19 protein-coding genes and 1 pseudogene are annotated in these 24005 nt (G+C 71.9%); 11 read left to right on the top strand and 9 right to left on the bottom strand.

What is annotated here, in order from left to right; genetic code table 11:
- The first annotated feature begins 259 nt into the window (after window positions 1–259).
- The 3 genes from ACFVVA_RS12780 to ACFVVA_RS12770 all read left to right on the top strand — a co-directional run bounded on the left by ACFVVA_RS12780 (window position 260) and on the right by ACFVVA_RS12770 (window position 2009).
- Window positions 260–667 carry an STAS domain-containing protein gene (locus ACFVVA_RS12780; protein ID WP_387688637.1) on the top strand — a complete coding sequence of 136 codons (408 nt, stop codon included), beginning with the start codon at window positions 260–262 and terminating at the stop codon, window positions 665–667.
- Between the two features lie 8 nt (window positions 668–675).
- Window positions 676–909 carry a DUF6296 family protein gene (locus ACFVVA_RS12775; RefSeq protein WP_387688635.1) on the top strand — a complete coding sequence of 78 codons (234 nt, stop codon included), beginning with the start codon at window positions 676–678 and terminating at the stop codon, window positions 907–909.
- An 851-nt stretch (window positions 910–1760) separates the two neighbouring features.
- Window positions 1761–2009: a transposase family protein gene (locus ACFVVA_RS12770; RefSeq protein WP_387688633.1), complete on the top strand. Its 249-nt coding sequence runs from the start codon at window positions 1761–1763 to the stop codon at window positions 2007–2009.
- Window positions 2010–2145: 136 nt separating this feature from the next.
- Here ACFVVA_RS12770 and ACFVVA_RS12765 read toward each other — a convergent pair whose 3' ends face one another.
- Window positions 2146–3255 (bottom strand): FAD-dependent oxidoreductase, encoded by a 1110-nt coding sequence (locus ACFVVA_RS12765; RefSeq protein WP_387688631.1) that lies wholly within the window; start codon window positions 3253–3255, stop codon window positions 2146–2148.
- A 118-nt stretch (window positions 3256–3373) separates the two neighbouring features.
- Here ACFVVA_RS12765 and ACFVVA_RS12760 point away from each other — a divergent pair, with 118 nt between their 5' ends.
- Window positions 3374–3973 (top strand): TetR/AcrR family transcriptional regulator, encoded by a 600-nt coding sequence (locus ACFVVA_RS12760; RefSeq protein WP_387688629.1) that lies wholly within the window; start codon window positions 3374–3376, stop codon window positions 3971–3973.
- A 310-nt stretch (window positions 3974–4283) separates the two neighbouring features.
- Here ACFVVA_RS12760 and ACFVVA_RS12755 read toward each other — a convergent pair whose 3' ends face one another.
- Complete coding sequence (locus ACFVVA_RS12755; protein ID WP_387688627.1) at window positions 4284–4919, bottom strand: helix-turn-helix transcriptional regulator; 636 nt, start codon at window positions 4917–4919, stop codon at window positions 4284–4286.
- Between the two features lie 392 nt (window positions 4920–5311).
- Between ACFVVA_RS12755 and ACFVVA_RS12750 the strand changes: the two genes are divergently transcribed.
- Together ACFVVA_RS12750 and ACFVVA_RS12745 are read left to right on the top strand one after the other, a co-directional pair.
- Complete coding sequence (locus ACFVVA_RS12750) at window positions 5312–5452, top strand: hypothetical protein (RefSeq protein WP_387688625.1); 141 nt, start codon at window positions 5312–5314, stop codon at window positions 5450–5452.
- 826 nt (window positions 5453–6278) lie between these two features.
- Entirely contained in the window at window positions 6279–8156 is a 1878-nt protein-coding gene (locus ACFVVA_RS12745; RefSeq protein WP_387688623.1) for a recombinase family protein, read from the top strand.
- On the opposite strand, the pseudogene ACFVVA_RS12740 reads toward ACFVVA_RS12745, so the two are convergent.
- The 3 genes and pseudogenes from ACFVVA_RS12740 to ACFVVA_RS12730 form a co-directional block, all read right to left on the bottom strand.
- A pseudogene (locus ACFVVA_RS12740) lies at window positions 8137–8262 on the bottom strand (YccF domain-containing protein); the annotation flags it as partial. The gene ACFVVA_RS12745 and the pseudogene ACFVVA_RS12740 overlap by 20 nt on opposite strands.
- Window positions 8263–8452: 190 nt before the next feature.
- Complete coding sequence (locus ACFVVA_RS12735; RefSeq protein WP_387688621.1) at window positions 8453–9421, bottom strand: helix-turn-helix domain-containing protein; 969 nt, start codon at window positions 9419–9421, stop codon at window positions 8453–8455.
- 23 nt (window positions 9422–9444) lie between these two features.
- On the bottom strand, window positions 9445–10455 hold the full coding sequence (locus tag ACFVVA_RS12730) for a helix-turn-helix domain-containing protein (protein WP_387688619.1): 1011 nt from the start codon (window positions 10453–10455) through the stop codon (window positions 9445–9447).
- Between the two features lie 199 nt (window positions 10456–10654).
- Here ACFVVA_RS12730 and ACFVVA_RS12725 point away from each other — a divergent pair, with 199 nt between their 5' ends.
- From ACFVVA_RS12725 to ACFVVA_RS12705, 5 genes are all read left to right on the top strand, one after another.
- The gene (locus tag ACFVVA_RS12725) at window positions 10655–13402 is read left to right on the top strand and encodes an ATP-binding protein (protein WP_387688617.1); all 2748 of its coding nucleotides are present in this window, start codon (window positions 10655–10657) and stop codon (window positions 13400–13402) included.
- Window positions 13403–13879: 477 nt separating this feature from the next.
- A complete protein-coding gene (locus ACFVVA_RS12720) occupies window positions 13880–14743 on the top strand; it encodes a helix-turn-helix domain-containing protein (protein ID WP_387688615.1) in 864 nt (287 codons plus the stop codon).
- A 177-nt stretch (window positions 14744–14920) separates the two neighbouring features.
- A complete protein-coding gene (locus tag ACFVVA_RS12715) occupies window positions 14921–16003 on the top strand; it encodes an LLM class flavin-dependent oxidoreductase (protein ID WP_387688613.1) in 1083 nt (360 codons plus the stop codon).
- A 17-nt stretch (window positions 16004–16020) separates the two neighbouring features.
- Window positions 16021–16644 carry an FMN reductase gene (locus tag ACFVVA_RS12710; protein WP_387688611.1) on the top strand — a complete coding sequence of 208 codons (624 nt, stop codon included), beginning with the start codon at window positions 16021–16023 and terminating at the stop codon, window positions 16642–16644.
- Between the two features lie 775 nt (window positions 16645–17419).
- Complete coding sequence (locus ACFVVA_RS12705) at window positions 17420–20107, top strand: LuxR C-terminal-related transcriptional regulator (protein WP_387688609.1); 2688 nt, start codon at window positions 17420–17422, stop codon at window positions 20105–20107.
- 109 nt (window positions 20108–20216) lie between these two features.
- Here the strand turns inward: ACFVVA_RS12705 and ACFVVA_RS12700 are convergent, their stop codons facing one another.
- The 4 genes from ACFVVA_RS12700 to ACFVVA_RS12685 all read right to left on the bottom strand — a co-directional run bounded on the left by ACFVVA_RS12700 (window position 20217) and on the right by ACFVVA_RS12685 (window position 23978).
- Window positions 20217–21155, bottom strand: coding sequence for an aegerolysin family protein (locus ACFVVA_RS12700; RefSeq protein ID WP_387688607.1), 939 nt, complete (start codon window positions 21153–21155; stop codon window positions 20217–20219).
- Window positions 21156–21256: 101 nt separating this feature from the next.
- Window positions 21257–21565: a hypothetical protein gene (locus tag ACFVVA_RS12695; protein ID WP_387688605.1), complete on the bottom strand. Its 309-nt coding sequence runs from the start codon at window positions 21563–21565 to the stop codon at window positions 21257–21259.
- Between the two features lie 245 nt (window positions 21566–21810).
- Window positions 21811–22770, bottom strand: a complete 960-nt coding sequence (locus ACFVVA_RS12690; RefSeq protein ID WP_387688603.1) for an aldo/keto reductase — start codon at window positions 22768–22770, stop codon at window positions 21811–21813.
- A gap of 161 nt (window positions 22771–22931) precedes the next feature.
- Window positions 22932–23978, bottom strand: coding sequence for a YncE family protein (locus ACFVVA_RS12685; protein ID WP_387688601.1), 1047 nt, complete (start codon window positions 23976–23978; stop codon window positions 22932–22934).
- Window positions 23979–24005 lie beyond the last annotated feature (27 nt).

Raw genomic sequence — 24005 nt, 5'->3', positions numbered from 1 at the left:
AGCGAGTAGGTGCCACGATGCGGAGTCGCGGTCACGGCACCGCAACGATCTGCTCATCCCATCTTGCCGCGCAGCGGCACCAAGTGCGCGTGCGCTGGCAGCTCGGGCCCGGTTTGCCCAGCGCCTGCGCGGGTCAGCCGCAAGGCTGTGGCGGGGGCCGGTTGAGCGGTCGGCCCCGCCACCCTGCCCGGTGGACTGACAGGGGCGTCGGAGGCAGGATCGATTACGGACAGCTTCCCTGCCGGATGGGAGCCCGCTCATGTCTACCCGGCAAGACGAAACCCCCGAGGACAACAGGCCCACCGCACCGCTGCTGCGGATCGCCATGACGGACGTCCCCCACACCGCCCGCGTGCTGCACCTGCACGGCGAAGTCGACCGGGACCAGCGCACGGCCCTGGAGGTCGCACTCACCCGGGGCGTCAAAGACGGGCCACAGCTACTCGTCGTCGACCTGGCCGACCTGTCCTTCTGCGACTCCACGGGCCTCAATGCCCTGCTCACAGCCCGCCTGGAGGCCCAGGCGAACAGCGTCCAGCTCATACTGGCCGCCCCACCATCCCAGCTGCAACGGCTCCTGGAGATCACCGGAGCCGACGAAATCCTCACTATCCGTGACAGCATTCAGGCCGCCCTCGCCAAGCCCACCGACGCGGGCGCCGAGTGAGGCACCCGATGGACACCACCTCCCGCTACGCGATCACCCTCCCCGGCCCGCCCGGAAGCCACGGCCCACCAGAGGTCGTCCTGGTCCAGCCCACCGGTGAGGTCACAGCGGAGGGCCGCCCGGTGTACGCCGACGCAACCGGGAGCCTACGGGTAGAGATCATCGGCGACATCGCCCGACCGCTCACCGCCGGACCCGGACCCGGTCGTCATACCTGCCTCCACGCCACAGCGCTTCCTTGACCAGCGGCGAGGTGCTGCGAGGGGGGCGTCGAATGGGCGGGCGGACGCCATCCGGTGGCCTCGCTGAGGCCGGGCAGGTGGCGCCGCACGCGAGGCCGGCCCGCCCAGGAGCGGGCAGGCATCGCCGTCCCGCGTATCCCCGCCTTCCGCGAAGGTACGCCGGGCGACGAGCAGAACAGATGTCAGGACTCGTCGGCGCCAAGCCGACGGGGCCGGCCGGGTTCGGCGGTGGTCGCGTCGCCCTGTTTTTCGGTGGGCACCGTGTCCTCCTCGGGACCGTTCCCCTCCGCTCCGGTGACTCCCGGCAGACGGGGGTCCCGGCGCTCGTCGGGTTCCTCCGCTTCGTGGTGCAGCGGCACGCCTCCTGCACCGCCCTGGGGGATGTCGTTCACTGCTGCCTCCCGGTCTCGTGACGTGTTCACCGATCGCTGCGCGGGTGCCCAGCCCGCGACGACGTAACCGCACCATCGACGGCGAACCCGCCGGGTGCCGGCCCGGGCAGCCGGGGCAGACGCGGCGCGTGAGTTCGATCGAACGGAGCGTGGCGACCCCCGGCCCCTGGATTTCGACGCTACGCGGCGCGGCGGTAGCGTCGCCGATCGCTTCGCGTGCCTTCTCGAACGACCGCGCGACTCGGTGGACGTACCTCCGGAGCGTGAAGGCAGGGTCTTCGTGACCGAGGAGATCGGCCAACGTGTCAGGGCAGCGTCGTTCAGGGGATCTGCCCGACATGATGCCGCTTCAGGCGGCGGACGTGACTGTGGCGTTCGCGGACGAGGCATGAGCGGAGACAGGCATAGCCTCCGGGTGATCATGAGGTGGCGAAGCCCTGATCACCACGAGGGAGGACCGTGTCTGCCCGCTCGTCATCGCCCGTCCCCGCCGGCCTGGACCAGCTCGCCACCACCCGGCCTGTCGAGCCCGGGGAACACCCACAGCTGCTGGGCCGCCTCGCGGCGGTGCCTGATCCGCGCCGGGCCAAGGGCCGCCGCCACCCCGTCGCCTTCGTCCTCGCGCTCGCCGCGTGCGCGGTGCTGGCCGGCGCGAAGTCCCTGGCCGCGATCGCGGAGTGGCCGCCGACGCGCCGCCCGCCTTGCTGACCGCTCTTGGCGCCACCGTCACGTGATCAAACCGGACAGACCCTCTGAGTCCACCGCCCTGGGGCGGATGCGACCGCCGGGAGACTGCACATGATCGACGCAGGAACGGCCGCGCGGCCCGGGCGGTGGAGCCGACTCAGGAGGTCGCTGCGGGAACGAGGTGGTCGAGTCCCTGCGCGCTGCTCGTCGCGGCCTCGATCGAGCGCGGCAGCATGATGCTCTCGTAGGCGCGGACGGCGTCGTCGATGCCGGGTTCGGTGACGAGGGCGTGGGCGAGGTCGGAGCCGTCGAGCATCGCGAGATTGGCGCCCAGCCCGACCGGGGGCATCAGGTGCGCGGCATCGCCGAGCAGCGTGACGCCGGCCACGTGCTGCCAGGTGTGCGGGGCGGGCAGGACAAACAGGGGCCGGTTGATGAACCCGCTGTCGCTGTTGCGCAGGATGTAGCGCAGGCTCTCGTCCCAGTCGTCGAACATCCTCAGCAGGTGCGCGCGTACGGCCCGCTGGTCGCCGAGGTCGATACCGGCGGCCATGTGCCAGTCCTGCGGCGTGCGGAGCGCGATGTAGGCGCGGATGTGGCCGTTGCTGTTGCGCTGGGCGACCAGGGACCTGCCGGCGCCCTTCGCCAGCATCGATCCGTTGCCGACCAGCCGCGCGAGGTCGGGGTGGCGGGTGTCGCAGTGGTCGAATCCGGTCTCGACGAAGGTGACGCCGGTGTAGCGGGGTACGGCGTGCGACAGGGCCGGGCGGACGCGCGACCAGGCGCCGTCGGCGCCGATCACCAGGTCGAAGTCCTCGGCGGCGCCGTCAGCGAAGAGCAGCCGGCAGGTGCCGTCCGGGAGCGGGGTGACTCCGGTGACGGCGTGGTCCCACCGCACCGTGCCCTCGGTGATCGAGTCCAGGAGCAGTTCGCGCAGTTGGCCACGGTCGATCTCGGGTCGGCCGCCTGCGGCGGCCGGCCCTTGATGCGCCAGGAGGGCGGCGGTGGCGAAGTCGAGCACGCGCCACTCCTCTCCTTCGGGGCGGGAGAGGGCTTGGAATTGGTCGAGGAGCCCCGCCGTCCGCAGGGCGGCCTGACCGGTTTCGGCGTGCAGGTCGAGGGTGCCGCCCTGCGGGCGGGCGGCGGCGGAGGCGTCGCGTTCGAAGACGGTGACGGAGCGGCCGTGTTGCTGCAGGACTCGGGCGCAGGTGAGGCCGCCGAGGCCGGCGCCGACAATCGCGATGCGGGGATCACGAGCAGGGCTCATGGGAGTGCCCTTCGGGAGGTGGGTGAGCCGCCGGGAGGTCCGGCCTCACCAAGAAAGCACACTCACCAAATAAGTGCAACGACTCAACTTTTGCAGTCGATTCACCCTGGGGTACGGTATGCGAGTGACCGAACCGACCGGGCGCCGCGAGCGCAAGAAGGCCCAGACCCGCCAGTCCCTGGCCGACGCCGCACTCGAGCTCTTCCTCGACCGCGGCTACGACCAGGTCGGCGTCAAGGACGTCGCCGACGCCGCCGACGTCTCGGTGACCACCTTGTTCAAGCACTTCTCCGGCAAGGAAGCCCTGGTCTTCGACCAGGAGGACGACCTGGAGGCGGCGCTTGTTGCCGCCGTGCGCGACCGCACCCCCGGCACGTCGATCCCGCAGGCTCTGCGCGATCACATCCTGCTCAAGCAGACTCAGCTTGCCGTCCATGCCACGGACCCGCGGTTCGCCGATTTCACGCGCATGGTGCAGGAGACCCCCGCGCTACGCGACTACGCCCACCGCATGTGGACGCGCCACGAAGCGGCCCTGGCGCGGGCCATCGCCGAGGACGTCGGCGCCCCCAAGGGCGACGTCAGCTGCGCCGCCCTGGCTCATTTCGCCCTTGAGGCCCGCGGCTTCATCCTGCGGCACGCCGAGCCGCACCGCGCGGCCGACGAGGCCTTCGCATTGCTCGAACACGGCTGGGCGGCCTCCCACCCGAGCAGATGACTCGATCTGCGCGGAGCCCTGGTGTGCGTGGACGTGTTGCCGCCCTCACAGGCTCAATCTGAGTAACTGGGCTTCCGCGCAAGCCACCTGAACCGGCATCCAGCCGGACAAAACCTCTGAACGACACCGCCCTCGGTTCGACCGGCACTCATTTGAATGCGATTGGGGGTCGGTTGACCTCGAAGCGGTCGAATCCGCCATTGTTCCTGAGCTTCGCCGGGCATCGCCTGGCAAGGTCGGGGCCTCGGGGGCGAGTGAATGTCGCCTCGGAGACCGTGATGGTCGGGGTGGGCCCGTGAGTGGTTGTCGGTCAGGCTTGCTCGCGATCGATGTGGGCAAGGTCGGCGGGCAGCGGGGGTGGGAAGAGGCTCTGATCGCGCAGTGCCCGGCGGGCGGCGAGGAGGTCGCTCCGGTCCGCCTGTGCGACCTGCTCCAGCTGGGCGGCGGCGGTGTCGGTCCGCTCGTAGTCGTCCGGCGGTGCGAGCTGGGCGTCCCGGCGCCGTTCGGCGGCCATCCGGGTGGACAGCAGTGCTGTGCGGACGAGCCGGTCATGGCGGCGGAAGGCGTCAAGGATGGCCTGGGGCGAACCGGCTTCCGGGGTCTCGGGAAGGGCCGCACGATCCTCCCCGGTGAACCAGGCAACTGCCTCCCATGGAGTGGACTCCGAAAGGGGCGTCGGCCGGGTCATCGGCCCCTGGCCGAGCGGCAGGATCAGGCTGACCGGTGGCATTTCCAATGCGCGTGCCAAGATGAGGAGTTCTGCTGGAGTCGGCCCGCTCCGGGCGCCGGACTCCAGCTTGGCGATCACCTGCCGGGTCAGTGGATAGCCGAGGTCGGCACAGCGGGCCCCCAGGGCTTCGGCAGACAGTCCCAGCTCTGCGCGCCGGCGTTTGATCTCGCGAGCGATGGCCGCGTCTACGACGGTCGACCATGTTTTCTGATCCATATGAGAACAGTACCCCATTGAGCTCGATCTGGATCGGATCATGTGGCAGGCTGTTCGTCGAAAGGGAACACTTCCTTGCCCAGTAGGAGCTTCCTATGTCGCGCAACTTTGTCCAGGCCCGGCCCAACATGTCCATCGCCCAGCTGATTGAACTTCCCCGTGGTCGACCTTGCGACCGCCAACCGCGCTCTCGGCCTCAGTCGCACTCGCGGGTACGAGCTCGCGAGGCGGGGTGACTATCCCGTCCCGCTTCGACGCGACGGCCGCTCGTACCGCTTGCCCGGCACTCTGCTCGCCCTGGAGCTCGGCGTCGACGTTCGACGCAGTCGACGAGAGTCCGGCCGCGTTCCGGCATGGCCTCCGGTGAGAGGCGAGGTCGCTGGCCTGCCCGCATGATGCTCATCAGAGCCGAACAGGTCCCGATCGCCTTCATGCGGCAGCAGGCCGAACTGGAGCTGTCATCCGACCGTGCGGGCACCACTTCCCGGACCCACCGGTCCGCATACGGCCTCCTGCTCGCCCATGGGCAGTAGTCCACCCTGGCGGCGCTACCGTCCCAGGTCGACCTGCCGCCGGAGCGGTACTGCTACCTGAACGCACGCCACACCGAACTGGCCTACCCGTTCCTGGCCCACGCGGAGGCTGGGCGATCCCCGCGGCTGCCGAGGTTCCCCTCGTCCGCGGGTGGTGCACGACCCCCGATGGAGAAGTCGTCGACTCGATCCGGTCCGTTCCAGGGGGGCAGCACCTACTTCTGCAGACGCTTCGCCGACCCGCCCCTTCGGCCCGGTGTCAATGGCCGCGGTGTGCTGGAGGGCCCCGAGACTGGGTATGCCACCCCAACATAGTCGCCCACCGCCCGAGCCCGTGGGGCAGCCTCCCCACCCCTTCGCCCACAGGACCTGGCCGGGTCTAATGCCGCCAGGTCCGCGGCCATCGCCATCTTCTTTCGCCGCCAAAGGAGTCCCATCACAGCTGCCCAGCGCCCCCAGTCGAAGCGCCCCACCAGCAATGAGTCCTCGCTCGACCGCCGACGTGTCGGCGTCTGTCCAGTAGCGGCTCGCTCCCAGGTCTCTGTGTTCTGGTCACAGGGAGCCCCGCTGACTCCCGCCGAGCGCACCCGGCTCCTTCGCTTGCTGTTCGCTTCACGTGCTGCTGTTCCCTCTGACTCACTGTGAGACAGAAGTGCGTCGTGAGTAATTCGTATACACATGCCATGCGTTGAGTGCCCCGGCGGCGGCTGCAACCGCCCCGGGGCCGGCCGACTATCCAGGAGTCGACATGACGAATCCAAACATACGCATACGCGGTGCCATCAACACGGCCGCCCGCGTCACTGCTCCACGCGTCCTCCGAGCCGTGGACTACCTGCGGGTGAGCACCGAGGAACAGAAGCAGGGCTACGGCATCGCCAGTCAGGCCCGCAAGAACAGCCGGCACATTGCCGGCAAGCGTTGGCTCCATGTCGGCACGTACAAGGACGAGGGGGTCTCCGGTTCGAAGGAGATGGGCGAGCGCCCGGACTTCGACCAGCTGATGGAGGAGGCCAAGTTCGACGAGTTCGACGTGGTCGTGGTGGAGAAGGGCGACCGTATCGGCCGTGTCGGCCGGGCCTTCTGGCGCTGGGTCTGGGCGTTGGAGGACATGGGAATCTTCGTAGCCATCACCAACCGCAACATCGACAACACCACCCCCGAGGGCCGTGCGCAGATGCGGCGGGAGGCCGACTACGCCGAGACCGAGTGGGAGAACATCCGCTCGCGCACCCAGGGTGGTCTGCAGGAGAAGGCCGAGGAAGTCGGCTCGCCGCACATCGGCGGCAGGCCGCCGTACGGCTACCGGATCGAAGGGAAGGGCCTCAAGGGCTCTTACCTGGTCATCGACTGGCGCGAAGCGAAGATCATTAATCTGGTCCACGACCTCATTGTCGATCTGGGACTGAACATCAGGCAGGCGGCGATCTGGCTCAACGCCGCTGGCTATACCTGCCGTTCGGGGAAGCCCTGGTCAGCGGCGAACCTCAGGGATCGGGTCCTGTCGCGGGCCGTACTTGACGCAGAGCTGGTATTCCGCGGTGATCACGCGATCAAGGATGCCGACGGACTCCCGATCTGGGGTGAGGCCGTGGTCATCAGGCTTCCCCGAATCCTCACGGTGGACGAGGCTGCGGATCTCCGTCGGATGGCCTCCACCCGGAGGTCGGACAACTCGCGAGTCCGATCCGCCTATCCACTGTCCGGGCGCTTGATCGCGCTGTGCTCGGTTCCCTACACGGGCTTCAGCCGGGAGTCGATGCCGGGCGGTCGTCGGCAATACCGATGCTCCGGGAAGTCGGAGAAGGTGCCTGGGCAGGCGGTTTGCGATTGCTCGTACATCGACGCCGAAGCGGTCGAACAGAGTGTGTGGACCGAAGTGGTGAGCCTGCTCGCCGATTCCGCAAGGTTGGAGGAGCTTGCCGCGGAGTGGGTCGGCATGGCCTCGGGAGATCAAACGGCACACACGAATCGCATTGCCGAACTCGACAAGCAAATCGTTGAGATGAAAGCGGCCATCGCGTCCGTGCTTGTTGCGACGGCGAAGCAGGGGCAGTCGCCAGACGTCATTCAGGCTGCCACGGGGGCTCTCAATGAAGAGCTGCAACAGCTCGAGCAGATGCGTGCTGAGGCGGCGGCCTGGCTGGTGGAGGTCGAGGAAGTTGACCGCCGGGCTCGCGACCTGGTGGCGCTTGCCAACATGGCGCAGCGCCAGCTGGTGAAGATGAGCCTGGCGGAACAGGACGAGATTCTGGGCCTTCTCGACGTGAAGGTCACCGTCGAGGGTCCCGTGCCCCTTCGCCGCGGTGGCGCGCGGTGCACCGTTCAGAAGTGGTACCAATCGGCACACCTGGATGTTCCGGCTGCTGACCTTTCCGAGGAGCAATGGGAGTTGGTGCGCCACCTGCTTCCGCAGGGGTATCGCGACCGCGTCCGCCGCTCCGTCGACGCCATCTTCGCGAAGGCCCGGACGGGTCTCTCGTGGCCGCACCTTCGCGCGAAGTACGGGTCGACGAGCACCGCGTCGAAATACTTCACCGAGTGGGCTGCGGACGGGACTTGGGCTGAGATGAATACCATACTCGCAGAGGTGGAGCGCGTGCCGATCCCTGCTCTCGACCTCACGCCGCCAATGCGAATCGAAGGTCGCGTCGATCCCCGCGTGATTCTGATCCCCGGCGAACGATCCCGAACGGGATCGTGACGATGAGTACGCAGCAGATGATTCCGGCGAGCGTGTAGGCAAGCGCCATCCAAATGCCGCAGAAAATCAACCAGATGACATTGAGGATGAACCTTATTGCGCTCATGCTTGGTACCTTCTCACGACCGATGGCGTTGCCCTACGACCGTGCCATGCCCGCTGGTGGGCGTGTCTACGCCCTTAGGGGTTGTTCCTCAGGGTCCGGTCCGGGCTGAAGCCTCAGGTGGGGATTTCTTCGGATTCGGCTCCCGCCGAGGAGGTCCGGTCCGCGACGGCCGACGACCCCGCAGCTCGAATCAGCCGTTCCGGCGCATGTGGTGGGCGCCGGCCTGCCAGTCACGCGGCGTTATGCCGTAGGCCGCGCGAAAGGCGCGGGTGAAGTGGCTGGAGTTGGCGAAGCCCCAGCGCCGGGCGATCCCCGCCACCCCGAGCTCTCCCGCCATCGGCCGGAGCAGGTCCCGGTGGCAGCGCTCCAACCGCTGGGTCCGGATCCACCCGCCGACCGTGGTGCCCCCCTCCTGCTGGAACAGCTTGTGGAGGAAGCGGACGGACATGAAGTTCGCCGCCGCGATCGTGGACGGTGACAGGTCCGGATCGCGGAGGTTGCGCAGGATGTACTCCTTGACCCGCTCGAAGGAGGCCGCTGTCCGTGAACCCTGCGGCCGGGCGTGTCCGGCCCGGTCGTCGACGAACAGCGCCAGCAGGTCGAGTGCCGTGGCCGCGGCCCGGCGCCCGACGGCCTCGTCCAGCTCCGCCGCCTCGTGCGCCATCCTCGACAGGTAGTCCGTCAGCAGCGCGGCGCTTCCCTCGGCGCCGCTGAACGCCGTGGCGGTGAGTGCCCGCAGGTCCTTCTCCCGCACATCCAGGTCGGCGCGGGCGAAGTGGAAGGAGGTGAAGACGAACTCCTCCTCCATCCTCGTCCGGAAGACCCGGGAGGTGTCGGTGATGGAGAACCCGCCGGGCCGGATGAGCGTCTCCCTGTCGTCCTGCTCCTTGAGGGCGGTGCCCCGTTCCTGGAGGCTGAGGACGAGCGTCGGCGAGTCGCCGTCGGCGATCAGGTGCCTGCGGCGGGTCGCCATCTGGGGCCCGGCCTGGACCCTGGAGATCCGCAGGCAACCCAGTCGGTCGCCGACGATCTCCCCGGGCGACGGCTCCTCCTCCAGGAAGTCCACGGTCATCGGCACGAAGGTGCGGGACACGGCGTCCCGCCAGCTCTCCGCCCGGTCGGAGGCGGACAGCGACGCGGTGGAGAGAGATGCGGACATCGGCTTCCCCTCGGGTCGATCGGTCATCGGGACACCCGGCCCCGGGGATCCCGCGGCTCGGACGGCCCGGTGCCGCCGCGGGTGTCGCGCCACTGGCTCGGTGAGATGCCGTACGAGGCACGGAAGAGCCGGCTGAAGTGGGCCGGATCGGTGAAGCCCCACCGCTGTGCCACGCCGGAGACCGTGCTGTCGCCGCTGTCCTCGCGGGAGAGGTCCTCGGCACTCGCCTGGAGCCGGCGGCGCTGGATCAGGCGGCTGACGGTGGTCCCCTCCCCTTCGAAGAGCTTGTGGAGGGACCGAACGGACATGCGGTGCGCGGCCGCGATCGTCTGCGGCCCGAGCACCGGATCCTTGAGGTGCCGGTCCACGTAGGCGTGGATCTCCCAGATCCGCGTGTGGCGGGAGTCCGCCGCGGCCGGCGCGTCACGGGCGGCCTGCTCGGTGACGAGGATGGCCACCAGGTCGGCGAAGTTGCCCGCCAGCCGACCGGCGACGAATGCCGGGCAGTCATCGGCCGTCTCGACCAAGGCCAGCAGGGACTGCTTGACCAGGGCGGCCACCGGGCCGCCGGCGTCGGCCGCGGTGGCCGTCACCCGTTCCAGCTGCTCGTCGCGCACGCCGAAGGCCCGGCGGGGAAGCAGGCACACCCTGACGTCCACTCCGTGCGGGTAGTCGACCACATGGGGGGTCTCCGTGTACCAGAAGGAAACCGCTCCCGCGGGGACCTCGACCGTCCGGCCGTCCTGTTGCACCACGGCACCGGTGGCCCCCATGACGGCGACCACGACGTACCCCTCGGCCTGCCGGGTGCCGCGGGCGATCTCCCGCAGGCCGCGGGTGAAGCGGCAAGGGCCGGCGTGGGTCGTGATGAAGAGCAGGTGCCCCAACTGCCGGGTCGTCATCCGGCCCGGGGCCGACGCAGGCTCGTACGGGGCGACCGTCACGGGCATGGCGGCGATGGAGGCGGCCCGGCTCCAGCGATGACCGGTGCTCCCGTCCTTCGGGAACCCGGCCGGGTCGGTCACGGATGTCATGGGTCCTCTCCCTCCGCTCGGCACGGCATCCAGCATGGAACACGGGATGACTTACGTCGGCGGCCGAATGACTGTGAAGCGACTGCGGGTGGTGTGTCGCCGGACACATGACTCTCAGCGCATTCCAACCGTGCAATGCGTGCACCTACACTGCAACGGTCCAGGTCAGAGCACTGGCTTAGGCGCAGAGGAAGATCGGATGTCAGGCACCACACTGTTCGGCCGGGACGAGGAGCTGGCGGCCGTCGACGCACTGGTCGACGCCCTGCCCGAGCGTGGCGACGCGCTGCTGATCCACGGGGCCCCCGGGATCGGCAGGTCCGCCCTCCTGGACCACGCCGCCGCCCGGGCGCGCGCCTGCGGATTCACCGTCCTCAGGGCCTCGGGTGTCCGGGCCGAGAGCGATCTGCCGTTCGCGGGGCTGCACCAGCTGACCCACACCGTGACGGACCTCGTCGCGGGCCTGCCCACCCCCCAGGCGCAGGCGCTGCTGGGGGCCTTCGGCATGGCGGAGCCGTCCCCCGGTGCCTCCGGGCCCCAGCTCTTCGTGCTGTCCCTGGCCACCCTCGGCCTGCTCGGCGCGGCGGCCGCCGAAGCCCCCGTTCTGATGGTCGTGGACGACGCCCAGTGGCTGGACGGGCCGACCCTGGACGTCCTCGCGTTCGTCGCACGCCGCGTCGGCGCCGAATCCGTCGGCCTGCTCGTCGCCGTCCGCGAGGACCGTACGGTGTGGCGGGGCACCCCCGGCATCCGCGAACTGCACCTCGCGCCCCTGGCGCCGGTCGCGGCCGACGCCCTGCTGGACGCCCGCCACCCCGCTCTCGCCCCGGGGACGCGCCGCCGGGTGGCGGAACTGTCGGTCGGCAACCCCCTCGCACTGACCGAGCTCCCGCTCACCCTGGGGGCGGACGGGGCACCCGCGGACTCCAGGGTGCTGCCGGAGCTTGCGCTCACCACCCGGCTGGAGCGCGCCTTCTCCGTTTCGCTGGCCGACCTTCCGCCCGGCACGCGGCACGCGCTGCTGGTCGCGGCCACCGCCGACGACGGCGCACTGACCGAGGTGCTCGCCGCGGCCTCGGCGCTGACGGGCACCGAGATCTCCGTACGGTCGCTGGAGCCGGCCATGGCCGCGGGTCTGGTGCGCGTCGACGGGTTCCGGATCGACTTCACCCACCCGCTGGTGCGCTCCGCCGTCCTGGGCTCGGCCCCGCTCGCGGACCGGCTCGCCGCCCACGACGCGCTGGCCCGCACCCTCCAGGGACAGCCCGACCGGCAGGCGTGGCACCGGGCCGCGGCCGGCGGCCGTCCCGACGAAGCGGTGGCGCGGCAACTGGACCGGGCCGCGTTCAGCGCGAAGGAGCGCGGCGCCGCCGCGGCCGCCCTGACCGCGCTGGAACGCGCCACCGCGCTGAGCGAGGTGCCGTCGGGCAGTGTGGCCCGACTCCTCGGCGCCGCGGAGCTGCGCTTCGAACTCGGGCAGGCGGATCGCGTGTCGGAGCTGCTCCAGCAGGCCGAATCGCTGGGCCTTGACGCGCTGGAACGGGCCCGCGTGGTCCTGCTGCGCGAATGGCTGGAGTCGGAGTCCGACACGAGCACGTCCCGGATCCACCTGCTGGTCGCCACGGCCGAGCAGGCCGCCGAGGCCGGCGATCCCGGCCTCGCGCTGCGGCTGCTGCGCGTGGCCGCGTGGCGGTGCTGGTGGGCGGACCCGGGGCGAGAGCTGCGGGAGCGCGTCGTGACGGCCGCCGAGCGGCTACCGGTCCCGGAACTCCACCCGGACCTGGTGTGCACGCTGGCGGGGGCCGCCCCGCTGGAGGCGTCGGCGACGGTGATCGACCGGCTGCGGCGCCTCGAGCGTGCGGGCGGGTACGACGTCGTGACCGCCGCCACGCTGGCCAACGCGGCCATCATGGTGAACGGGTTCGACCAGGTCACCGGATTCGCCCGCCACGCGGCGAACGGACTGCGTCGTCAGGGGCGCCGGGGCCCGCTGACCAAGACGCTGGTGCTCCTCGCCCTCGCCACAGTGCACACCGTCGACTGGGAGACCGGACTCCCGGCGGCGGCCGAGGCCGCCCGGCTGGCCGAGGAGACCGCACAACCACGGTGGCTGACCGGTGCGCGGGTGGCGAAGGCCCAGTTCGCCGCGCTGCGCGGGGACCTGGACACCGCGCTGGTCGCGATCGGCGAGGCGGAGGGCCAGGGGCTGACCGTGGTCGACCCCTCCAAGCTCGCGTACATCCAGATCACCCGCGGCCTCATCGGCCTCGCCGCGGGCCATTTCGCCGAGGCGTTCTCCTGCGTCTGGCGGGTCTTCGACCCGGCCGATCCCTCCTACCACCCGTTCATGCAGACCATGGCCATCACCGAGTTGGCCGAGGCCGCCACCAGCGACGAGCAGCGCGCCATGGCGAAGGCCGCCCTGCGACAGCTCCTCACGTCCGCCGGGGCGAGCGAGGTCCAGATGATCCGGGTGAGCCTGGGATTCGCCCGGGCGCTGCTCGCCGACGACGAGCACGCCGAAGAGCACTTCCGGGCGGCGTTCGACCTGGACATGTCCCGAACCCCCTTCGTCCGTGCCCGGCTGATGCTCGCCTACGGCACCTGGCTCCGGCGCCGCCGCCGGGTGATGGAGGCCCGCACTCCGCTGCGGATCGCCCGGGAGTCCTTCGCGGCCATGGGCGTGGAGCCCTGGCGCGAGCGGGCGGCCCAGGAGCTCCGCTCGGCGGGCGAGGGCAGCAGGAGCCAAGGCCGCCCCGACCGGGACCTGCTCACGCCCCAGGAGGTCCAGATCGCCCGGCTGGCGGCGCAAGGGCTCTCCAACAAGGAGATAGGCCGGCAGCTGCACCTGTCGCCCCGCACGATCGGCACGCACCTGTACCGGACCTTCCCGAAGCTCGGGATCACCTCCCGCAGCCAGCTGAGCGAGAAGCTGGGCGCGGACTGAGCCCGACCCGTTCGCGGGGATGTTCCGGTGGTGCACGGCGACGTGACAACCTGTGCACCTTGCGGCCGCCGGGCCGGCCGGGAAGGGGGTTCGGCGTGGCCGTGCCCGGTCTCGGGGAGCGGCGCGGTCAGGCGGTTCCACCGACCGCCGTCGCTCCGGTTCATGTGGCCTAACTCCTTTGTCCTGCAGGCTATTCGGTCTTCAACCCGAGGTGTTTTCAAGGCCTTCTCCGAGGAGTGGGCGCCGCTCGGGACGAGCGCCGTCCGGGTCGGGCGGAGCCGCCGGAACCTCGGTTTGTTGAACGTTTGTCCAGCCGTTCCGCTCCTTGTATGAATGGCGCCAGAAGAACGTCCTCCCCTGAGCGCCCCGTTGCCGGCCCCGCCGCCCCGCCGTCCGGCGAGCCGCCCCCGCCGGCATCCGCACAGCACCACTTCCAACCGGTCGGAGTCCCCCGTGAACCAGTCGGGTCCCTCGCCCATGCTCGAAACCCCCACGCCCGAAGCCGAAACCCACCTGCTCGACCAAGCCGCGCGCGGCGGGGGCAACGGCTGCATCGACATCCTCTCCCCGCCGCCCGGAACCGACCCCGAGGACTGTCTCTACGTCGCCCTGCACGTCCGCGGTGCGGCCTCCGTCCGACACGGCGGTGTCAGCAGCGTGCTGGCGCCGGGGGACCTGCTGATCAGCGCCACCCCGCACCCGGCGGGCCTGTTGCAGGACTCCGAGTGCCGGATGGTCCGCTTCCGTGTCCCCTGCTTCTACCTGGACGTCCGGCAGGGCGACGTCCGGCGCGCGGGTGGGCTGGTGGCGCGCGGGAACAAGGGGATCGGTTCGCTCGCGTTCCAGTTCCTCCACGCCCTGGCCACCCAGGCGCGGGACCACCGGGCCCGGCGGGACCACCTCCTCGCGCTCAGCGCCTCCGACATCGTCGCCATCCTGGTGGCCGAGCTGCTCGACCGGAAGGACCCGGAACACCCCAACGGCGCGGCCGAGCTGCTGTCCCGGATCCGCGCCCACATCGAGCAGAACCTCGCCGACCCGAACCTCTCGCCCGGATCGATCGCCCGCTCGCAGCACATCTCGGTGCGCTACCTCCACAAGCTCTTCCAGCAGGACGGAATGACCGTGGGCCAGTGGGTGCGACGGCGTCGGCTGGACGCCTGCCGTCGGGAACTGGGGCGCCCGTCCCGCCGGCAGGCCAGTGTGGCCGCCGTCGCGCACCGCTGGGGCTTCGTCAGCCACTCCCATTTCAGCCGGGCGTTCCGCGACGCCTTCGGAATCTCGCCCCGTGAGTGGCAGGCCTACGCCGCCCGGACCGAGGGCAGCCACCGCGCGTCCTGATCGCGGACGGCCGCGGTCGGGGGAGCGCGGCCGGCCGAACCGCGCCCGCCGACCGCTTCAGTGCGCTGCAGGGCCACTGGTCATGCGCTGCGGAAGTCCTTCGCGCACCGTCGGTTGCCTAGGTTTCGCCGGGTGGCCCCGTCGGGCCGCGATCAGTCAGTGGAAAGGCAACAGCCCATGCAGTTCGGGATATTCAGCGTCGGCGACGTGACGGTCGATCCGACCACGGGACGGGCGCCGAGCGAGCGCGAGCGGATCAAGGCGATGCTGGCGATCGCGCTCAAGGCCGAGGAGGTCGGCCTGGACGTCTTCGCCATGGGTGAGCACCACAACCCGCCGTTCGTCCCGTCCTCGCCGACGACCATGCTCGGCTGGATCGCCGCGAAGACCGAGCGGATCGTCCTGTCCACCGCGACCACGCTGATCACCACCAACGACCCGGTGAAGATCGCCGAGGACTACGCGATGCTGCAGCACGTCGCCGACGGCCGCGTCGACCTGATGCTCGGCCGCGGGAACACCGGCCCGGTCTACCCGTGGTTCGGCCAGGACATCCGCCAGGGCATCCCGCTCGCGATCGAGAACTACGCGCTGCTGCACCGGCTCTGGCGCGAGGACGTGGTCGACTGGGAAGGCCGCTTCCGCACCCCGCTGCAGGCCTTCACCGCCACGCCGCGCCCGCTGGACGGCGTGCCGCCGTTCGTCTGGCACGGCTCGATCCGCAGCCCCGAGATCGCCGAGCAGGCCGCGTACTACGGCGACGGCTTCTTCCACAACAACATCTTCTGGCCGCAGGAGCACACCCGGCGGATGGTCGAGCTCTACCGCGAGCGCTACGCGCACCACGGCCACGGCACGCCCGAGCAGGCGATCGTCGGCCTCGGCGGGCAGGTGTTCATGCGGAAGAACTCCCAGGACGCGGTGCGCGAGTTCCGTCCGTACTTCGACAACGCGCCGGTGTACGGGCACGGGCCCTCGCTGGAGGAGTTCACCGAGCAGACCCCGCTGACCGTGGGCAGCCCCCAGGAGGTCATCGAGCGCACCCTCGGCTTCCGCGAGGCCGTCGGCGACTACCAGCGCCAGCTGTTCCTGATGGACCACGCCGGCCTGCCGCTGAAGACGGTGCTCGAGCAGCTCGACATCCTCGGCGAGGAGGTCGTGCCCGTCCTGCGCGAGGAGTTCGCCAAGGGCCGGCCCGCGACCGTCCCCGACGCCCCCACCCACGCCACGCTCCGGGACGCCGTCCCCGCCGCCTCCTGACCAGGATGGAGTCCCCCATGGAACCGAACTCGCCGATCACCCTCGCCGTGATCTCGGGCGGGCTCAGCCTGCCCTCCTCCACCCGCCTGCTGGCGGACCGCCTCGCCGAGGCCACCTCCGCCCACCTGGCCGACACCGGCCGTGAAGTCCGGGTGCGCCTGCACGAGTTGCGCCCGCTGGCCACCCCCATCGCGCACCACCTGCTCTCCGGCTTCCCCTCGCAGGCACTCGGCGACGTCCTGGAGGAGGTGGGCACGGCCGACGCGCTGATCGCCGTGTCCCCGATCTTCTCCGCGTCCTACAGCGGCCTGTTCAAGTCGTTCTTCGACCTGCTCGACCCCGGAGCCCTGGCGGGCAAGCCGGTGCTGATCGGCGCGACCGGCGGCACCGCGCGCCACTCGCTGGCCCTGGAGCACGCGCTGCGCCCGCTCTTCGCCTACCAGCGCGCCTTGGTGGCCCCGACCGCCGTCTTCGCGGCCTCCGAGGACTGGGGCGGGGCGGGCGACGCGCGCACCGACAGCCTGCCGGCGCGGATCGAACGGGCCGGGGGAGAGCTCGCGGCGCTGACCCGCTCGGCCCTGGCGAATCCGCGGCCCGCCGACCGGCCGGCGGTGACGCCCTCCGCGCTCGGCTTCCACTGACCCGGCGCACGCCGGTCCCCGCGCGCCTGCGAGTCGGCGCGGCCTTGCGTCCGGGGCGTCGCCTCGTCGCGCCCGCGTTGTCGCGTTCTCGTGCCCGTCGTCGTCCGACTCCCGCCGTCACCTTCGCGACGGCGGGAGTGTCGGCGCCCGGTGCGTTCCACCTGGCCGGACCGGTCCGGGACGCGGTCCCGGGTAGGGGTCCGGGTGGCGTCAACGCTTCGTGAGGATTGTCCGGGTGCGTCGCGACGGACTGTCGGATATCGCTTTTCCCTTGATGGCGGCGCCCGGTGGTGGGTGCCGATGACGGGGGACTCGTCGTGGGCGAACCGGTGAACTCGCGGTTCCCCCGGCGCTGCCGGGCCGGCGGTCGAAAAGCGGGCCGGGGGAATCGATCGGTATCGGTGCGAACCGGTGCGTGCGCGGTGGCCGGCGGGCGCGGGTGACGGTCCGCCGTCCCGGCCGCTGCCTGCGCGGGGCCGGTCCCGGATGCGGCCGGGCGGGTTCGGGGTCGGTGCACTCCGTTGTCGCGGGCGGAAAGTTCGTGCGTGAAACGTGATAAAAGCGGCTGGATCAAGCTCTGCCACAAACGTGATCGCGCCGTTTTCCGCGCGGTGAGTCGGTTCGTGTCGCTACTGGGTGAGGATCGGACCGGGACGGGAACGTCACGGTATTCCCGCGGAAATGCGGATCCGGTGGCCCCGGGCGGCGATGCCCGGGCGGGGGAGGCGGGCCCGGGCCGGCGCCGCGGGTGGACAGGACGAAGGGACGGGATCGGATGCTCCTGGAGCGCGACGAGGTTCTTGGCATGACTGCGACAGCAGCGGCGGCCGTACGGGCGGGCAGCGGGCGCTCGGTCCTGCTCTCGGCGCCCGTGGCCGGCCGGGGCCGGACCGCCGCGTTGGAGGCGATCGTCCGGCAGCAGGCCGACGGCGACGCCATGCGCGTCGGACGGGCACGCGGCGTACCGGAGGAGACGGCGTTCCCGTTCGGCCTGGTCCGGCAGCTCTTCGCGGACGACGAGGCCGTTCCCTTCTCGGCACCGGGCGGACCGGACGAACAGCGGCTGTTCCACCGGCTGGTGACGCGCCTGGCCCGGTCGGCCGCCGAGCGGCCGGCGCTGCTGGCGGTGGACGACCTCCACCACGCCGACGAGCCGTCCCGGCGCTGGATCGGCTACCTCGCCCGCCGCATCGCCGACATCCCCGTCCTGCTGGTGGCCACCGAGTGCGCCGACCGGTCCGGTCCGGCCGCCTTCCCGCCCGCCACGGGCGTGTCCGTCGCCCTGCACCCGCTCAGCGTGTCGGCGGTCATCCGCATCGCCCGAGCCGCGGGCCTGGAGCAGAAGGCCGTTGTGACCTGCGTCGAGGCGGGTGTCGGCAACCCGGCCCTGGTGCGGGCGCTGGTCGCCGACCTCGGTGACGGGCCGCTCCCTCGCCCGCCGTCCGCCCGGTCGCACAGCCGCTACCGCGACACGATCGCCGACTGGCTGCGGAGGGCGGACCCCTGCCTGCGCCACGCCTGCCTCGCCGTCGTCGTCGCGGCCGAGGAGGGGATGCCGGCCGGCCCCGGCCTCCTCCGCCGGCTCTCCGGTCTCTGCACGTCCCGGCGCCCCCCGGGCGAGCGGTCGGTGCGCCGCCTGAGCAGGCTGCTGAGCCACCCCCTCGCGAGGGAGGCCGTGCTCGCCGCCGCCGAGCCGGAGGAGGTCGCCGAACTCCACACGCGCATGGCGGAACTGCTCGACGAGAGCGGTGCGCCGGCGACGGCCGTGGCCTCCCGGCTCCTGCGGGTGGACCGGCCCAGCGAGGTGTGGATGGCCCGTTCGCTGGCCGACGCCGCCGAGGAGGCGATGCGCGCCGGCCAGGTCGCGGAGTCCGCCGCGTATCTGCGCCACGCGCTGAGCGGCCCGCTCGATCCCGACCGGCGTGCCGCCCTCTGCCTGCGCCTCGGCGCCCTGGAGCTTCCGAACAACGCGACCGCCGGCATCCGCAGGCTCCACACCGGGCTGGAACTGCACACCGATCTGCGGGAGCGGGCGACCGCGGCGACCGCCCTGAGCGCGGCCCTCGTCGCGGGCCGGGATCCCGACACCGCCCTGCGGGTCCTTCACCAGGTGAGCCGTGCCGCCGACGACGACGAGCTCGTCCAGGTGCTGCAGGCCCTCGGCGCGCTCGTCTCCTCCCACGACAGCGACGCCTGGCGCGGCGCCGTCGCGGGTCTGCGCGCGCTGGCCCCGACGGTGCCCCCGGCCATCGAGCCGCTGGTGTGCGGACTGATCACCGAGTACGAAGCCGGGGCCGGCCTCCGTTCGGCGGCCGAGGTGCTCGCCCGGGTCCGGCCGCGCCTGGCGGTGCCGGTGGACCCGCGGCTGCGGACCGCCTGGCTCGGCAGCGCGGCCACCCTGCTGCAGTGGGCGGACCGCCTGGAGGAGGCGCGTGAGCTGACCGGCCTGTGCCTGCCCGTCCCGCCCGTCCCCCCGGACCTGACGGACGTGGGTCTGCAGTGCCTGCTCAGCGTCCGGGCCGAGGCGGCGCTCTGGGCGGGGGAATTCGACCGCGTCATCGCGGAGAACGCCGCCCTGGTGGCGGCGACCGCGGGGCAGGGCGTGCGACTGCCGCATCTGGCGGCCATGGTGGCGACGGCCCTGTGCGAGACGGGCCGGCGCGCCGGGGCGTGGGAGGCCGCGGCCCTCGCCGGCCCGTCCGGCAGCGACAGGTCCTGGGAGTGGAACGAACTCAGCTACACCCGGGCCCTGCTGCACGCGGCGGACGGCGACTGGCAGGCCGCCCTCGACGACTACCTGCGCTGCGGAGCCGGCCAGAGCGCCCGTGACTTCGTCAGTCCGGTCGCCACACCGTGGCGTTCCGGGGCGGCGCTCGCCCTGGTGCGGCTCGGGCGGCGGGAGGAGGCGCGCGAACTCGCCGAGGAGGAGCTGCGCCACGCCCGGACCTGGGGCACCGCGCGTACCGTCGGCCGGGCGCTGCGGGCGTACGCCGCGACCGTGGGCGGCAGGCTGGCCCTGTGTTCGCTGACCGAGGGCGCCGAACTGCTCAGGCCGGCTTCCGCGCCCGTGGAACTCGTGGAGATCCTGGTCGATCTCGGCCGGGCCCAGCTCGGAGCGGGCAACGGCCGCAAGGGGCGTGACACGCTGCGCGAGGCGCACGCCGTGGCCCGGCGACTGGCCGCACCCGCGCCGCAGGCCGGGGCGTCGGCCGCCGTCGGCCGTCTCCTCGGCCTGACGCAGGAGGCGTTGCGCGAGGGCGGGGTGCGGAACAGGGACGGCGGACACGCCCTGACCCCCGCCGAACGGCGCGTGGCCGAACTGGCGGCGGCGGGGCACACCAACGCCCAGATCTCCTCCGCGCTCTGCCTCACCCGCCGCACCGTGGAGACGCACCTCACCAACGCCTACCGGAAGCTGCGGATCGCCCGGCGCACCCAGCTGGTGGCGGTGTTGGAGCGGTAGCGACCGGGTCCGGGTCCGGGGCCGCGGCGGACCGGGGACCGCGCCGCCCCCGTCCGGGGTGCGGGTGCACCCGGCCCGGACGGGGGCGGCGCCGGTTCATGCGGTGCGATCAGGACTTCGACAGGGTGAAGGACACCGCGGCGTTGTCACCGCCGCCCCCCTGCCAGGTGCACTTGTACCCCGCCGGGGCGTCGCAGCTGTAGCTGTTGCTGCCGGTGTAGGGGTTGTTCCAGTGCACCTTCACCTTGTTCTGCTCCCCGAGCACGTCGAAGGTGACGTCGCCCTCCGTGCCGGTCATGAAGCCGTCCGACTCGCTCGCCCACTTCGCGGTGACACCGGACTGGACCATGGACGGGGGCATCCCGCCGTCGGACCAGATCCCCCACTGCAGGCTCGCGCCGGAGCGGGTGAGCAGCTTGCCGGAGTTGTTGGTCAGGTTGACGGAGGTGCTCCGGGCGGCGGAGAGGAGGCTGGGCGACTCCGCGGCGGCCGGGGACGCGGCGGCCAGGGACGCCCGCCCGATGCTGAACGTCACCGAGGTGTTGTCCCCGCTGCCGCCGCTCCGGGAACAGGTGTAGCCGTACGGGACGGAGCAGCTGTAGTCGTTGCTGCCCCAGTAGGGGTTGTTCCAGTGCAGCTTGACCTCGCCGCCGTCGGCGAGCGTGTACGTGATGTTCCCCTCGGTCCCGGTCGCGAAGCCGCAGGACTCGCTCTGCCAGCTGGAGGACTTGGTGTTGGGGACGTAGTCGGACGGCAGCATGTCGTTCGTCCAGCAGCCGTGGTCGAGCTTCTCCCACGTCTTGGTCAGGCCGGACCCGCTGTTGTTGGAGAGGGTGACCTTCGTGGAACGGTCCGCGGTGATCCGCGGCACGCTCGCCGACTCGCTCTCGGCGGCCGGGCGCTGCGCCGCGGACGCCTGCGGCCCGGTCTGTCCGGCCGCGGCCTGGGCGGACGGGGCGAGGGCGACCGCTCCGGCCGCCATCAGCAGGGCGGTGAGGGCGCCGGCGGCCGTGCGGCCCAGACCGGTGATGGACGTCGTACGCTGCATGGGTCTACCAACTCTCTTCGAGGCCGGGCGAGCGGACGTGTCTCACGCTCGCCTTGTTTCCGTCCGGAGGGCGTCTCGGCTCGATGCCGGCGCCGGGGGACTCACTGGATGTAGAGGTCCCACCGGTACGCGCCGTCGACCACGACCTGCTCGATCTTGTCCTTGATGGCGCTTCCGAGGCCGTAGAGCACCCAGTAGGCCGCCTGCGCCGCGACGAACGAGTCGTACCGGCCGGCGTAGTGCCAGATCTCGATCGCCTGCGTCGAGGTGCCTTCCTGGACGGCGGGCGTCGCGGCGGCGTGCGCCGGGGCGGGGGAGGCCGCGGCGGCGTAGGCCTGGGCGGTGCCGCCGACGAGAACCGCGGCGGCGAGAGCGGCGCAGAGCGAAGCCGCGCGAATTCGCCTGTTCATGACAAGTCCCTCCTGGTGTTCCACGTGAACGGCCGGTCACCCGTGGCGGATCGGTCCCGCCCCGGCCCGGCCGTGGGGTGCGGTGGTGGTCACAGACTGGCACGCGACCGCCACGCTCGGGCATCGTGGAAAACCGCGAACTTGGCACGGAGCGCGCCCCCGGCCGCCGGCGCGGACGGGGCGCGGGTCGGTCGGCGTGGGCCGGGGCCTGTCCCGCACAACAGGCCCCGACGGCGGGGTGGAGGTCAGGCCGCGGTGTCCAGCCGCCGGCGCTGCTCCTCGTCGAGGACGAGGTCCAACGCGGCCAGGCTCTCGTCCAGTTGGGCGACGGAGCCGACGCCGACGACCGGCACGGTCGGGACGGGATGGCCGATCAGCCAGGCGAGCACCACCTGGTTGACGGTGGCGCCGGTCTCCTCGGCCACCTCCGCCAGCGCGGCCAGCTGCGCCCGCGCCGCCGGCCATCCGTACTGCTCGGGCAGCGGCCGGTCGGGGCGGCAGTACGAGCCGCCGAGCAGCGGGGAGTAGGCGAGCAGTGTCAGCGCCGGCCGGGCCGCGAGGTGGGAGAGCAGGGCCTCGTCGGCGTGCCGCTGGATGCCGAAGTCCGCGCCGGGCCGCGGCCGCAGGTAGCTGTGGCGCTGCTGGACGTACCGGTAGCCGGGCCAACTCCGTTCGGCGGCGAGGTCGTTGGCGGCGGCCAGGTCGGCGACGCGGTGGTTGCTGCAGCCGAGGGCGGTGACCTTGCCGTCGGCGACCAGCCCGGCGAAGGCGCCCATGGTCTCTTCGAGCGGCGTCGCCGGGTCGGTCACGTGCGCGTAGTACAGGTCCAGCCGGTCGGTGCCGAGGCGGCGCAGGCTGCCCTCCGCGGCCTCGCGCAGCGTGCGGGCGGACAGGCCCTCGACGTGTTCGGGGAAGGGCAGCCCGGGCACCGGGCGGGCGCCGGCCTTGGTGGCGAGCACCAGGTCGTCGCGGTTGCCGCGCCGCGCCAGCCAGCGGCCGAGCAGTTCCTCGCTCTCGTAGCCGTTCGCGCCGGGGGCCCAGAAGGCGTAGTTGTTTGAGGTGTCGATGAACGTTCCGCCGGCTTCGGTGAACCGGTCGAGGATCGCCGTCGCGGTCCGCTCGTCGACGGTGGTGCCGAAGGTCATCGCGCCGAGACAGATCGACCTGACGGGCCGTCCGTCGGGTCCGGGGCTGCGATCGCGCATCAGTCTTCCCTCCAGGGTGTCGTCCAAGGGGTCGCCGGTGGTGACCCGGTCACCGGAATCATGACGCGGCGCGGCCGCCGGGCGGCCGCCGGTCCGCCGCGACCGGACGGCGGCTGCCCGGCGGCCGCATCCCGGCGGTCACCTCGCGGCCGCTCGGAGGTTCACTCGGCGCGGGGGAGGTAGGCCAGGCCGTGGGCGCCCGGGTCGGCGAGCTTGGGGACGGTCAGGCGGGAGACGGGGGTGAGGGTGGCCAGGTCGACGACGTCGACGGTGGAGGAGACGACGCTGGCGACGTAGGCGAGGCCGCCGTCCGGGGAGGAGGTGATGGTGAGGGGGAAGAGGCCCACCTCGACGGAGCCGAGGCGGCGGTGGTCGTCGGTGGCGAACACGGTGAGGCGGCCAGGGAGTTGGCGCCCCAGGGCGGAGCCGGGGGCGGGGGCCGGCCGGACCTCGCCGGCCAGGAGCAGGCCGGTCGGGGTGAGGTGGACCGGCAGGGCCGGGGAGTCCGTGGGGAGGACGGCCGTGACGGTCGCGGTCGGGACGTCGATGACGCGGATGCCCGGCGCCGCGGCGGGGGCGGCGGAGGTGGAGAGGTACGGGCCGGCGGCGTAGACCCGGGTGCCGTCGGGGGAGACGGCCAGGCCCTCGCTGCCGGGGACCTCCACCTTGGCGGTCAGCGTGCCCCGTTCGAGGTCCACCACTGAGACGAAGGGTGCCTCCTTGTTGGTGGCGAAGCCGGTCCGGCCGTCCGGGGAGACGGCGAACCAGTGCGGGCCGGGGGCGTCGGTGTCGATCCGGCCGAGCGGGCGGCGGGTCGCGGTGTCGATGACCACGACGCCGCCGGGGCGGTCCTCGCCGCCCTCCACGCTGACGTAGAGGCGGCCCCGGGCGGTGTCCAGTGCCAGCCCGTGCGGACCGTGCTCGGGGGCGAGGTCGATCACCTCGACGATCCGGCGGGTGTCCGCGTCGATGACGGTCAGCTCGGTGCGGCGGCCGCTGTTGGCGTGGTAGTAGCCCGAGTGGTACGCGCTGCTGCACCAGAGCAGCCGCTGGGTCGGGTCGAAGCACAACTCGTGTGGCTCGGCGAGGACTTGGAGGGTGTCGAGGTGCCGGTCGGTGGCGGCGTCGAAGAACGAGACGGTCGGGCCGCTCTGGCTGACGACGGCGAGGACGTCGCCGGCGCGGGCGGCGCGGGAGGGCTGGGACACGAGGGCTCCGAGGGGTGGTCGTGGAGG

This window comes from Kitasatospora sp. NPDC058048, assembly GCF_042885555.1.
GTDB classification, from domain to species: Bacteria; Actinomycetota; Actinomycetes; order Streptomycetales; family Streptomycetaceae; genus Kitasatospora; species Kitasatospora lactacystinica.
Note: the sequence above shows the minus strand (reverse complement) of the source record. Positions and strands in the feature narration are given on the sequence as shown.

What these genes read in the sequence shown, in the direction of transcription:
- ACFVVA_RS12750 (WP_387688625.1), top strand. Translation starts at nt 5,312, where the DNA reads ATGATGCTCATCAGAGCCGAACAGGTCCCGATCGCCTTCATGCGGCAG.
- ACFVVA_RS12760 (WP_387688629.1), top strand. Translation starts at nt 3,374, where the DNA reads ATGCGAGTGACCGAACCGACCGGGCGCCGCGAGCGCAAGAAGGCCCAG.
- ACFVVA_RS12695 (WP_387688605.1), bottom strand. Translation starts at nt 21,565, where the DNA reads ATGAACAGGCGAATTCGCGCGGCTTCGCTCTGCGCCGCTCTCGCCGCC.
- ACFVVA_RS12720 (WP_387688615.1), top strand. Translation starts at nt 13,880, where the DNA reads ATGCTCGAAACCCCCACGCCCGAAGCCGAAACCCACCTGCTCGACCAA.
- ACFVVA_RS12755 (WP_387688627.1), bottom strand. Translation starts at nt 4,919, where the DNA reads ATGGATCAGAAAACATGGTCGACCGTCGTAGACGCGGCCATCGCTCGC.
- ACFVVA_RS12705 (WP_387688609.1), top strand. Translation starts at nt 17,420, where the DNA reads ATGCTCCTGGAGCGCGACGAGGTTCTTGGCATGACTGCGACAGCAGCG.
- ACFVVA_RS12725 (WP_387688617.1), top strand. Translation starts at nt 10,655, where the DNA reads ATGTCAGGCACCACACTGTTCGGCCGGGACGAGGAGCTGGCGGCCGTC.
- ACFVVA_RS12735 (WP_387688621.1), bottom strand. Translation starts at nt 9,421, where the DNA reads ATGTCCGCATCTCTCTCCACCGCGTCGCTGTCCGCCTCCGACCGGGCG.
- ACFVVA_RS12780 (WP_387688637.1), top strand. Translation starts at nt 260, where the DNA reads ATGTCTACCCGGCAAGACGAAACCCCCGAGGACAACAGGCCCACCGCA.
- ACFVVA_RS12700 (WP_387688607.1), bottom strand. Translation starts at nt 21,155, where the DNA reads ATGCAGCGTACGACGTCCATCACCGGTCTGGGCCGCACGGCCGCCGGC.
- ACFVVA_RS12765 (WP_387688631.1), bottom strand. Translation starts at nt 3,255, where the DNA reads ATGAGCCCTGCTCGTGATCCCCGCATCGCGATTGTCGGCGCCGGCCTC.
- ACFVVA_RS12730 (WP_387688619.1), bottom strand. Translation starts at nt 10,455, where the DNA reads ATGACATCCGTGACCGACCCGGCCGGGTTCCCGAAGGACGGGAGCACC.
- ACFVVA_RS12715 (WP_387688613.1), top strand. Translation starts at nt 14,921, where the DNA reads ATGCAGTTCGGGATATTCAGCGTCGGCGACGTGACGGTCGATCCGACC.
- ACFVVA_RS12775 (WP_387688635.1), top strand. Translation starts at nt 676, where the DNA reads ATGGACACCACCTCCCGCTACGCGATCACCCTCCCCGGCCCGCCCGGA.
- ACFVVA_RS12690 (WP_387688603.1), bottom strand. Translation starts at nt 22,770, where the DNA reads ATGCGCGATCGCAGCCCCGGACCCGACGGACGGCCCGTCAGGTCGATC.
- ACFVVA_RS12710 (WP_387688611.1), top strand. Translation starts at nt 16,021, where the DNA reads ATGGAACCGAACTCGCCGATCACCCTCGCCGTGATCTCGGGCGGGCTC.